General features: G+C 68.3%; 6 protein-coding genes. 1 reads left to right on the top strand and 5 read right to left on the bottom strand.

The window, feature by feature from the left end; all coding sequences use genetic code 11:
- Positions 1-12: 12 nt before the first annotated feature.
- The 4 genes from QO010_RS05740 to QO010_RS05725 form a co-directional block, all read right to left on the bottom strand.
- Positions 13-324 (bottom strand): cupin domain-containing protein, encoded by a 312-nt coding sequence (locus tag QO010_RS05740; protein ID WP_307347213.1) that lies wholly within the window; start codon positions 322-324, stop codon positions 13-15.
- Between the two features lie 9 nt (positions 325-333).
- On the bottom strand, positions 334-3,213 hold the full coding sequence (locus QO010_RS05735; protein WP_307347210.1) for a hypothetical protein: 2,880 nt from the start codon (positions 3,211-3,213) through the stop codon (positions 334-336).
- Positions 3,214-3,290: 77 nt separating this feature from the next.
- Positions 3,291-4,196, bottom strand: a complete 906-nt coding sequence (locus tag QO010_RS05730; protein ID WP_307347207.1) for a hypothetical protein — start codon at positions 4,194-4,196, stop codon at positions 3,291-3,293.
- A gap of 105 nt (positions 4,197-4,301) precedes the next feature.
- Positions 4,302-7,424, bottom strand: coding sequence for an FG-GAP-like repeat-containing protein (locus tag QO010_RS05725; protein ID WP_307347204.1), 3,123 nt, complete (start codon positions 7,422-7,424; stop codon positions 4,302-4,304).
- 208 nt (positions 7,425-7,632) lie between these two features.
- Here QO010_RS05725 and QO010_RS05720 point away from each other — a divergent pair, with 208 nt between their 5' ends.
- Complete coding sequence (locus QO010_RS05720) at positions 7,633-8,523, top strand: HTH domain-containing protein (protein WP_307347201.1); 891 nt, start codon at positions 7,633-7,635, stop codon at positions 8,521-8,523.
- On the opposite strand, the gene QO010_RS05715 is transcribed toward QO010_RS05720, so the two are convergent.
- The gene (locus tag QO010_RS05715) at positions 8,520-11,462 is read right to left on the bottom strand and encodes a hypothetical protein (protein ID WP_307347198.1); all 2,943 of its coding nucleotides are present in this window, start codon (positions 11,460-11,462) and stop codon (positions 8,520-8,522) included. The two genes, QO010_RS05720 and QO010_RS05715, sit on opposite strands and share 4 nt — an antisense overlap.
- Positions 11,463-11,578: the final 116 nt, after the last annotated feature.

Genomic DNA, 11,578 nt, shown 5'->3' with positions numbered 1-11,578 from the left:
CATACAGTCGCGCTACCCGCCCAGATGCACGGCCAGCCAGACCGTCGGCTGGTCCGGATCGGTCCAGGCGACCCGGTGGCGGGTGTTGGCCGCGATCAGCAGGCAGTCGCCGGCCGAGAGGATCAGTTCCGGCTCGTCCGCGATCAGCAGGCCCGCCGAGCCGGTGACCAGCAGCACCCACTCGTCCCAGGCCTGGGTCATCCAGTCGCTGGACTGGCCCGTGGAGACGATGCGCTCGATGCGCACGCCGGGGCGGGACAGCAGGGCGGTGACGATCTCCTCGGGAGCCTCGTCGGGGATGTCGTCGAAGATGTTGTCGACCATTTCCCCCGGCTAGAGCAGCCAGCCGCCGCTGTCGAGATGCACATCGCCGGTGATCTTCATCCGATAGTCGGCGGTCCCGTCGCCATCGACATCGAGCTGCAGGGTGGTGATCCCGGCGGCGAACACCAGGGTCATCTCGCCGGCATGGTTGGTAAAGCCGGCGACCAGATGGAAGGCCTGGTCCCCGGCCGTCGCGCTGTCGGCGTCGATGGCCGACAGGTCCAGCCTGTCGCCCTGAGCGGCGACCAGATCGTTGACCGTATCGACCTCCAGCGTCCCGCCCAGATGGCTTTGCCGCACCGACTCCTGCCGCACCACGAAGGTGTCCGCCCCGGCCCCGCCGACCAGAATGTCCGCGCCCGTTCCGCCGGTCAGGGTGTCATTGCCGTTCAGGCCCTTGAGGAGATCGTCGCCGCCCCCGCCGTCGATGGCGTTGTCGCCGGTATTGCCGGTGATGGTGTTGACCAGGCCGTTGCCCACGCCGTCGACGTTCGCCGAGCCCTCGAGGATCATGTTCTCGATATTGGCGCCCAGGGTGAAGCTGGCCGTCGTGCGGACGATGTCCACGCCTTCGCCGCTGTTCTCGGAGGCGGTGTCGCCGACATCATCGACATAGAAGGTATCGTCGCCCAGCCCGCCGTTCATGGCGTCCGCGCCGGTCCCGCCGTCCAGCACGTCATTGCCGTCGCCGCCGTTCAGGCTGTCGGTCCCGGTCCCGCCGGTCAGTTGGTCGGCGCCGATCCCGCCGTTCAGCGTGTCGTTGTCGGCCCCGCCGTCCAGCTGGTCGTTGCCCGAGCCGCCATAGAGGCTGTCGTCGCCGACTCCGCCATTCAGAATGTCGTTGTCGCCGGCTCCGTCCAGGTCGTCCGTGCCGTTGCCGCCGACCAGCATGTCGTTACCGTTGCCCCCGATCAGGGTGTCGTCGCCGTCGCCGCCCTTGACGATGTCGTCGCCGTCCTGGCCGTTCAGGGTGTTGTTCCCGGCGTTGCCGACGATCTGGTTGGCCAGGCTGTTGCCCGCGCCATTGATGGCCCCTCCGCCGTCCAGGACGAGATGCTCGACGTTGGCCGCGAGCGTCCAGGTCAGGGTGGCATGGACAGTGTCGACGCCTTCGCCGGCGTTCTCGACCGTGGTGTCCCCGCTGTCGTCGACATAGTAACTATCATCACCCAACCCGCCGGTCAGCGCGTCCGACCCTGTCCCGCCATCGAGCAGGTCGCTGTTGTCGCCGCCATTGAGGATGTCGCCGCCGGCCGCCCCGTAGAGCTGGTCGTTGCCGCCGCCGCCCGAGAGGGTGTCGGCCGCGGCGCCGCCGTTGAAGACGTCGGCGCTGCTCCCGCCGGTTTGCCTGATCGGAATGGGCCCGGTCGCATGGCCATAGAGGATGCTGGCGGCGATGGGGTCGTTCCGCCGCCCGATGATCAGGTCGTCGAACCCGTCATGATTGACGTCGCCCGCCGAAGCGACCGTGAGGCCGGTGCGGCCATTGGCGTTCTCGCCGTCGAGGCGGAAGCCGTTGGCCCCATCCAGGGTGGTGACGTCGAGCACCGTCCCGAAGCCGCCGGCATGGCCGAACACCACATAGACCGAGCCGCCGTGGACGCCCGCCACGAAGTCGGTCTGCTCGAACAGGTAGCGGGGCGGCGTGCCGGTGTCCCCCGAGGCGTAGGGCGCGCTGACCAGCAGGTCGTCGAAGCCGTCGCCGTTGATGTCGCCGGCCGAGGCGACGCCCTGGCCGAGATTGGTGCCGTTGATGTCGCTGGTCGTCAGTCGGAAGCCGTTGGTCCCGTCCAGGTTGGCGAGCGACAGGTGGGCCGGAAGGCCCGCGGCGCCGCCGAACACCACGTAGGCCGCGCCGAAGTAGCTGGAGATCAGGTTCGGCGCGCCGACGATGATGTCGTCGAAGCCGTCGCCGTTGACGTCGCCGGCAAAGGCGACCTGGCCGACCCGGTCGAGCTGATGCCCGCCTTCGATGGCGAAGCCGTTGGTCCCGTTCAGCGTCGCCACGTTGATGTCGGCGGCAAAGGTCCCGGCCGCATGGCCGTAGACGACATAGGCCGCGCCGGCCGCGATCCGCCCGCTGGGGTCGGCGAAGCGGGCGCCGACCAGGACATCGGCGAAGCCGTCATGGTTGACATCGCCGGCGCCGGAGACGGTGAACCCGGCCTGGTCGTTCACCGCCCCGCCGCTGATGCGGAAGCCGTTGGTCCCGTCCAGGCCCGCGAGGTTGAGGTCGCCGCTGAACGGCGTGGTCCGGCCGAACACCACATAGGCGGCCCCGGCATAGCCGACGCCCGGCGGGTCGAAGCCCGGGGCGCTGACGATCAGGTCGTCGATGCCGTCGCCGTTGACGTCGCCGGCGGCGTGAACCGAATAGCCCAGGTGGTCGATGGTGTTGACCCCGACCATCCGGAAGCCGTTGGTCCCGTCCAGGCTGGTCACGTCGAAATCGGCCGCGTAGCCGCCGGCATGGCCGAAGACCACGAAGGCGGCACCGTTGTCCTGGTTGAGGGGCGCGCCGGCCTCGGAGAACGGGGCGCCGATGATCAGGTCGTCATAGCCGTCATGATTGATGTCGCCGGCCGACGAGACCGAAAAGCCGAACCAGGCGGTGGCGTTCTGGCTGGTCAGCCGGAAGCCGTTGGTCCCGTTCAGGCTGGCCGGGTCGAGGCGGGCGGGAATGCCGCTGGCCGAGCCGAACACCACATAGGCCACGCCGCCTGAGCCCGCCCTGTAGCCGCCGACGATGATGTCGTCATAGCCGTCGCCGTTGATGTCGCCGGCCGAAGACACCTTGCCGGCGTAGGTGTTGACGCCCGGAGACAGCAGATCGAAACCGTTGGTCCCGTCCAGGACGGACAGGTTGATGACCTTGGCGAATGCCGGCATGGAATTTCCCCCGAGGCCACAAGGCCCACAACGACAGGGGTCTTCGATCCCACAGGGCGCCCATTCCGGGTAGTGGACTAAATGCTCGGTATTTGCGCTCCAGGCGCGAGCCCGGGCCCGCCCATTTCAGCCAGCACGCGACGGGCCGCCCAGGCGAAGAGCTGCACCGAACAGGCGATCAGATAGCTGACATGCTGGACCAGCAGCGGCGTCAGCCGGACCTCACCCTCGCTCAGTTCGGCCAGCATGCCGTCCTTCTCGGCGGCCCGCAGCAGGGCCCGCACCTGGGGCCGCGCGGCGCCGGAGAGGCGGGACAGGTGGCTGACGCTGAACCGCGCCAGGCCCTCCGGGGGAAAGACTCCGCCCCGGTCGGCGGCCTGCAGCAGGGCGCCCAGGACGGTCATGCCGCCAAAGCGGTGGGAGAAGACGTCCAGCGACACGGTCTGCGGCCGGAAACCGGTGAACGCCATGATGGTGTTCTGGGCGTGGTGGCGGCGAAAGGCGTCGGCCACCTGCGGCTCGTCGAAGCGGTCCAGCACGGCGGCGATGTCGGCGTCCAGCGCCGCGGCCCAGGTCAGCTCGCTCTTCAGCCGGGTCGTGAAGGCGGTGGTCAGGGCCTCGGTGGGGGCGAACCGCTTGATGCGGCTATCGCCCGTGGGCAGCGGTTTGATGAAGCCGATGAAGCGCAGGTAGATCAGCAGGGCCTGGGCGCGGGCCATGCCCGAGACGCTGGTCGTCTTGAGCAGCTCCTCCAGCCGCGAACGGGTCAGGCCCTCGGGTTCGGAGGCCAGGAAGAAGCTCCATTGCGCGGCGATGAAGCGGCCGATGTCCCGCAGCAGCAGCATGGCGTCGCCATGGGGCGGCGTCCAGCAGGCGACCGCGGCGCGCGCGGCGGCCTCGAATGCCGGGTTGGCGATGACCCGGTCCAGTACGGCGGCCTCCAGAACCTTGGCCGCCTCGGCTGCTTCGATCTGCTCCAACACGCTGACTACGGATTCGGAAAGGCGTCAGGTCAAAATCCTTAACCCGCACGCCGCTGCGACGACAGCCGCCAATCCCCCAAATCCGGAAACAAGGACCGGCGGCGGTTAGAGAAGCCACCCGCCGCTATCGAGGCGGACATCGCCGGTGATCCGCATGCGGTAGTCGGTGGCCCCGTCGCCGTCGACATCCAGCTGCAGGGTGGTGATCCCGCCCGCGAAGGTCAGGGTCATTTCGCCGGCGTGGCTGGTGAAGGCGCCAACCAGGTGGAAGGCCTGGTCGCCGGCCGTCGTGCTGTCGGCGTCGATGGCCGACAGGTCCAGCCTGTCGCCCTGGGCGGCGATCAGGTCGTTGAGGGTGTCGACCTCCAGTGTGAAGGGACCCAGGTGGCTCTGGGCCACCGACTCCTGCCGCACCACGAAGGTGTCCGCGCCGGCCCCGCCGACCAGGATGTCGCCCCCCGTTCCGCCGATCAGGGTGTCGTTGCCGTTCAGGCCCTTGAGCACATCGTCGCCGCCCTGGCCGTCGATGACGTTGTCGCCGGTGTTGCCGGTGATCGCGTTGACCAGGCCGTTGCCGGTTCCGTCGATGTTGGCCGAGCCGTCCAGCACCATGTTCTCGATATTGGCCGACAGGGTGAAGCTGGCCGTGGCGCGGACGATGTCGGTTCCCTGGTTGAGGGCCTCGGCGACCGTATCGCTACTGTCGTCGACATAGAATGTGTCGTCGCCCAGCCCGCCGTTCATGGCGTCGGCGCCGGCCCCGCCGTCGAGGCTGTCATTGCCATCGCCGCCGTTCAGGGCGTCGATCCCGGTTCCGCCGGTGAGTTGGTCGTTGCCGACACCGCCATTCAGCGTGTCGTTGTCAGCCCCGCCGTCCAGCTGGTCATTGCCCGAGCCGCCATAGAGGCTGTCGTTGCCGACCCCGCCGCTCAGGATGTCGTTGTCGCCCGCTCCATCCAGATCGTCGGTTCCATTGCCGCCGACCAGCATGTCGTTGCCGTTGCCGCCGATCAGGGTGTCGGCGCCGTCCCCGCCCTTGACCAGGTCGTCGCCGTCCATGCCGTTCAGGGTGTTGGCCCCGGCGTTGCCCATCAGGGTGTTGGCCGTGGCGTTGCCGGTCCCGTTGATGTTCGCCGAGCCCTCCTGGATCAGGTTTTCCAGGTTGGCGGCCAGGATGTAGGTGACGCTGGCCCGGACGGTGTCGGTCCCTTCGCCGTTCAGCTCGGTGATCGCATCGCTGGCGCTGTCGACGACATAGCTGTCGTCCCCGGTCCCGCCGGCCATGGCGTCGGCGCCCCCGCCGCCGTCCAGCCAGTCGCCGCCATTGCCGCCCAGCAGGGTGTCGATCCCCAGGCCCCCGTTCAGGGTGTCGGCCCCCTCGCCGCCGTCCAGGCGGTTATTGCCATCGTTGCCGGTGATGACGTTGTTCTCGTCATTGCCGGTCCCGTCGATGTTGCCCGAGCCGTCGAGGATGAGCTGCTCGATGGCGCTGGCCAGGGCCCAGCTGATCGTAGAGCGGACCGTGTCGTAGCCCCCGCCGCTGTCGTAGGTCGTGTCGCCGGCGTCGTCGACATAATAGGTGTCGTCGCCCGCGCCCCCGGCCAGGCTGTCCGCCCCCGCCCCGCCGTTCAGTATGTCGTTGCCGACCCCGCCGTCCAGGATGTCGATGCCGTCCAGGCCGTTCAGCGTGTCGTTGCCATCGCCCCCCGACAGGTTGTCGGCGACGGCGTCGCCGTCCTGGGTGTCGTTGCCGCTGCCGCCGGTGAAGTTGACCGGCGCGGGCGGGGTCCACCAGGGGCCATAGACGACGTACATGCCGTTGCGCGTCGCCGTCACACCGCCGATCAGCAGATCGGCGACACCGTCGCCATTGACGTCGGCGACATCGGCGCTGACCCCGATGCCGTCGCCGGCGACGCCGCCCTCGAACTTCAGCGCATTGGCGGTCGATAGCGTCTCGATGGCGCTGAAGCTGGGCCCGCCATAGAAGACCCAGAGCGCGCCGGAATTGGCGCCGTGGGCCGAGTCCTTGGGATTGCCGATCAGCAGGTCGTCGAACCCGTCGCCGTTCACGTCGCCCGCCGCCCGCAGCGTGGCGCCCAGGTCGGCCATGGGATCGTTCTGGGTGATCCGGAAGCCGTTCGTCCCGTCCAGTTGCGACAGGTTGATATCGGGCAGCGTCCCGCCCGTGCCGAACACCACGAACACCTCGGACGGATAGAAGCCGGCCTGTCCCGAGCCGGTGATCGAGGCGACGAAGTCGAGATGGCCGTCGCCGTTGACGTCGCCGGCCGAGGCGATGTTGGAGACGAAGCGGTACGCAAGAGCGAAATGGCCATCGGAGACATAGGGCCAGGGATCTGCAGTGAGCAGGGTTCCGCCGGTGTTGAAACTGATGTTCAGCGGATAGCCGCCCGTGTTCCCGAACGACGGCTGGCCATAGAAGATGCGGGTCCCGGCGATGCCGGCGCCGATGATCGCGAAATCGTCGCAGCCGTCCTCGTTGATGTCGCCAAGGCCGGTGATCGCATCGCCAATCGCCTGCTGGAATTCGCCGTACAGCACAAAGCCGCCGCTGCCATCCAGCATCTGGGGCCTGATCGTCTGCGGCAGGGTCGGCCCGCCGAACACCACCATGACCGAGCCGCCGCCGTTGGCGCCGTAGAAGCTATTGGAATCGGCGACGGTAAAATCGGCATAGCCGTCGCCGTTGATGTCGCCGATCCCCGCGATGGCGCCGGTCGGCGGGTAGCCGCCGTTGAGCTCGTTCTCGATCCGGATGCCGGTGGAGCCGTCGCCGTAGTCGATGGCGTTGAGGTAGTAGCTGCTCCAGTCGTTCACCGAGCGGCCATAGACCAAGTAGGCCTGGGTGACGTAGCCGTCGTGGTTGTCGTAGACGGTGCTGATCAGGAAGTCGTTGATCCCATCGCCGTTGACGTCGCCGACGCCCACGACCTCGCCCTGGCCGTAGCCCCAGAACTGCACGCCGTTCGGCGAGTAGATGCCGGAAGGCGTGTTGAAAGAGCCCAGGCCGCCGGACTTGCCGAACACGATGTAGGACTGCTGGTCGCTGGTCCCGCTGACCATGAAGTCGTCCAGGCCGTCGCCATTGATGTCGCCCAGGGCGGCGATGTACTGCCCAAACCCCGTGAGGTTGGTCGTGCGGATCGCGCGCGCTTCAGCCGGCGCGATGTTCTCAAGAATCTTGACCTTGCTGGAGCTCGGCATGGTGTTTCCCCCCGTCTTGTTCCGCCGCCGGAAGCCGGTCCAGGCGGTCGCGCGAAGGGAGGGGGCCGCGGAAAAACGGGCAACCCGGCCAGCGACCCAAAAGCGGCAATTCCCCGGCCTGGGGACCAATCCAGCGACCCATTTCCGGCATTTCGCGAAACAGGGTTATGCTGATCGCGCACTGGGGGAGCCGCCGAGGTCGTCGGACGTGTACAGGGTTGTCGAGGGTAAGGACCGGGCGGTCGGGCGGCTGACCGGTCAGTTCTGTCTGGACTGGATCATCGCCGGCGGCCGGCTGTTCGGCGGCGAGGCGATGCTGGGCGTGGCCTTCATGACCCTGCTGCGCGCCAATATCCGCGACCTGGGCGCCGATCCCGAGCTGAACGGACGCTCGACCGAGGCGGGCCCGCCCCGCATTCCGATCAGCGCCCGCGCCCTGGCCGAGAGCCTGTCCATCAGCCGCGAAACCGCCCGCCGCTATGTGGCCCGGCTGACCGACATGGGATTCTGCCAGAAGACGGACGCCGGGCTGTTCGCCTCGCCCGGCGCTCTGAACCGGCCCGAGGTCAGGGTGCTGGCGTCGGAGACCATGGCCTTGCTGGACTGGCTGCTGGTCCACCTCGCCGAGCTGGCCGGCGAAGCGCCGGGCGAGCGGCTGACGGCGGCCCGCTCGCCCATGGGCCTGATGGTGGCCTGCGATTTCGTGCTGCGCTGGGCCGAGCTGATCGCCCGCCCCAGCCAGAAGTTCCAGCCGATTGTCCTGACCTTCCAGGCGATCCTGCAGGGCAATATCGGCCATATGATCGACGATCCGGGCTTACGCGAACGCTACGCCAACGATCCGCCGCCTGACGAACTGCGCCGCCCCGTCACCGCCCAGGCCGTCGCCAGGGTGTTGGGCGCCTCGCGCGAAGCGGTCCGCACCCATATCCAGATCATGAAGGGCGCCGGCTATATCGCCCGGGTGAAGGGCGGCATGATCGTGCCGCGCCAGCACTTCTTCTACGAGGGCCACCTGGCCGTGTTTCGGGCCGATCTGAACAACCTGCGCCGCATGCTGGGCCAGCTCCGCGATTTCGGCCTGCTGGTCCCCGCTTAGAGGACCCAGCCGCCGCTATCGCCGGTGACGTTGCCGCTGATCTTCATCCGGTAGTCGGCCACCCCGTCGCCATCGAGGTCGAGCTGCAGGGTGGTGGTCCCGCTGGCGAAGACCAGGGTCATCTCGCCGGCGTGGCTGGTGAAGCTGCTGACCAGGCTGAAGGCCTGGTCCCCCGCCGTGTTGCTGTCGGCGTCGATGGCCGACAGGTCCAGCCTGTCGCCCTGGCCTGCCGTCAGGTCGTTGACCGTATCGGTCTCCAGCGCCCCGCCAAGGTGGCTTTGCCGCACCGACTCCTGGCGGACGAGGAAGGTGTCGGCGCCGGCGCCGCCGACCAGGATATCGGCCCCCGTCCCGCCGATCAGGGTGTCATTGCCGCCAAACCCCTTGAGGACGTCGTCCCCGGCCAGACCCTCGAGCACATTGTTCCCGCCGTTGCCGTTCAGCGAATTGACCAGAGCGTTGCCGGTCCCATCGATATTGGCCGAGCCCTCCTGGATCAGGGTCTCGATGTTGGCCCCCAGCACCCAGCTGAGGCTGGACCGGACGATGTCGGTCCCTTCGCCACTGGCTTCCACCGTCGTGTCGCCCAGGTCGTCGACATAGTAGGTGTCGTCGCCCAGGCCGCCGGCCATGGCGTCCTGGCCCGGCCCGCCGGTCAGCACGTCGTTGCCGTCGCCGCCATTGAGGATGTCGGCCCCGTCGCCGCCCGTCAGCTGGTCGTTGCCGATCCCGCCGTTCAGCGCGTCGTTGTCAGCCCCGCCGTCCAGCAGGTCGGCGCCACTGCCGCCGTACAGGGTGTCGTTGCCGGCGCCGCCGGTGAGGATGTCGTTGTCGCCCTGGCCGTCGAGGTCGTCGGTCCCGTCGCCGCCGACCAGCATGTCGTCGCCCGAGCCGCCCAGCAGGGTGTCATCGCCCGCCCCACCCTTGACGATGTCGGCGCCGCCGCCGCCGTCCAGCGTATTGGCGCCGCTGTTGCCGGTCAGGACGTTGGCCAGGGTGTTGCCCGTCCCGCCGACGCCGGCGGTTCCTTCCAGGACCAGGTTCTCGATATTGGCGGCCAAGGTCCAGGTGATGCTCGAGCGGACCGTGTCATTGCCCTCGTTCAAGCCCTCCACCGTCGTGTCGCCGGCGTCGTCGACATAGTAGACGTCGTCCCCGGCGCCGCCGGTCATGGCGTCGGCGCCCAGCCCGCCCGTCAGTACGTCGGCGCCATCGCCGCCGCCCAGGATGTCGGTCCCGCCGCCGCCCTGGAGCTGATCATTGCCCAGCCCGCCGTCCAGCATGTCGACGCCGAGCCCGCCGTCGAGAATGTCATTGCCGTCGTCGCCATTCAGGGCGTCGTCGCCATCGTTGCCGGACAGGGTGTCGTTGCCCCCGCCGCCCGAGAGCACGTCGTCCAGGGCGCCGCCGCTATGGACGTCATCGCCCGGTCCACCGGTCCAGTGTTCGCCGACCGGACCGCTGGCCTTGCCGTACATCACATAGACCCGGCCCGAGCGGTAGCCGTCGGCGCTGGCGCCATAGGCGCCGATGATCATGTCGGCGACGCCATCGCCGTTCAGATCGCCGCCGCCTGAAATCGAGTAGCCGGTCAGGTCACCGTTACCCACGCCATCGATGCGGGCGACATGGGTTCCATCCGCACTGGCCAGGCTGAGAACCGGCGCAAAGCCGTCCGTGCGGCCGTAGACGATGAAGGTCGAACCATGGCCGCCGGCCATGGAGGCCCCGATCAGGAAGTCGTCGACCCCGTCGCCGTTGAGATCGCCGGCCCGGGACATCGAGGCGCCGGAATTGTAGCCCGGGGCGCCATCGACGCGAAAGCCGTTGGTTCCGTTGAGGGCGGTGACGTTCAGGTTGGCGGCGAAGCCACCGGCCGCGCCGAAGACGATATAGGTCGAGCCGGCGGCGTTGCCCGCCTCCTTCGAGAACAGGTACGACACGGCCAGGTCGTCATAGCCATCGCCGTTGACGTCGCCGACGCCGCTGATCTGCGATCCCAGGCCCAGGAAGTTGCTGGCTGCCGCGCTGGCCGACCCGCTGATCTTGAAACCGTTGGTTCCGTTCAGGGCGGCGACGTCCAGAATGTCGGTAAACCCGCCCGCCTTGCCGAACACCACGAAGGCGGCTCCGGTGGCGTTGCCGTTGGGATCGGCGCCGGGCGCGGAAACCCCCAGATCGTCGAAACCATCGCCGTTCACATCGCCCAGCGCGGCGACCGACCAGCCGGCATAGTCCTTGGCCGTGCTGTCCTGGATGACGAAGCCGTTGCTTCCGTCCAGATTGGCGAGAAGGAATTCCGACCCAAAGCCGGCGGCCGTGCCGAACACCACATAGGCCTGCCCGGCGTCGACGCCGGGGGTGTCGGCGGCCCAGGCCCCGATGATCAGGTCGTCGTAGCCATCGCCATTGATGTCGCCGGCGCTGGAGGCCTGGGTTCCGGCCCGCTCGGCCCCGCCGCCGCCCCCATGGAAGATCGCGCCGCTGGTCCCGTCCAGCCCGCCGACCCCCAAAAACGCCGGGAAGCCCGAGGCCTTGCCATAGATCAGAAAGACGTTGCCCGCCAATCCATTGCCCCTGGACGCCGTCGCCAGGAGGTCGGCGTAACCGTCGTGGTTGACGTCGCCGGCGCCGGCCACCCAGTAGGCGAAGTTCTGATAGGCGAGCGCGCCGCCGATCCGGAAGCCATTCGTCCCGTCCAGGGTGGTCAGGTCGAACGAGGCCGGAAACAGGCCTGGCTTGCCGAACACCACATAGGCCGGGCCGACGCTGTACTGCACGCCGTTGCCGATGATGAAGTCGTCGAAGCCGTCGCCATTGACGTCGCCCAGGAAGGCCACCGACCGCCCGACCCTGGCCTGGGCCCCATGGCCGTCGATGTGAAAACCCTCGCTGACCGTGATCGAACCCAGTTCGGTCGTCGCCGCAAACCCGCTCATCCCGCTCCCCCTTGGCCAACAGCCAGAGGCAAACGGCTAAGAGAGCAGCCGGACTTCGGGAACGCGTCCTTGGCTCAGAATGGGTTTCGGAGCGACTCCATCTGGCTCAAAATGGG

Source organism: Caulobacter ginsengisoli, from assembly GCF_030814835.1.
Taxonomy (GTDB): Bacteria; Pseudomonadota; Alphaproteobacteria; order Caulobacterales; family Caulobacteraceae; genus Caulobacter; species Caulobacter ginsengisoli.
The sequence above is the reverse complement of the archived record's forward strand: the minus strand, read 5'-3'. Positions and strand labels throughout refer to the sequence as shown.